Origin of the sequence: Psychrobacter sp. TB20-MNA-CIBAN-0197 (assembly GCF_040309765.1) — a bacterium.
Lineage (GTDB): Bacteria > Pseudomonadota > Gammaproteobacteria > Pseudomonadales > Moraxellaceae > Psychrobacter > Psychrobacter submarinus.
Genome location: NZ_JBEOPC010000710.1, coordinates 1 through 267, shown reverse-complemented (window position 1 = coordinate 267; position 267 = coordinate 1). Strand labels below are relative to the sequence as shown.

Genomic DNA, 267 nt, shown 5'->3' with positions numbered 1-267 from the left:
AAATGGCCTTTCATGATGCGCATCAGCATCACGAACAGGATGATCGTGCCGATGGTCACGTGGGCGCCATGGAAGCCGGTAAGCATGAAGAACGTCGCACCGTAGATGCCCGAACCGAGGGTCAGCCCCAGCTCTTGGTAGGCGTGGATGTATTCCTCGGCCTGGAAACCGAGGAACGCGATGCCCAGCAGCACGGTGATCGCCAGCCACAGTTTCAGCGCGCCGCGATGGCCTTTCTTCAGCGCATGGTGGGCGATGGTGATGGTC

The 267-nt window shown here is 59.9% G+C and carries 1 protein-coding gene; it reads right to left on the bottom strand.

The window, feature by feature from the left end:
- Positions 1-267 (bottom strand): cytochrome c oxidase subunit 3 (locus AAEY83_RS15655; protein WP_351060411.1); only part of this gene is annotated, 267 nt, incomplete at both ends.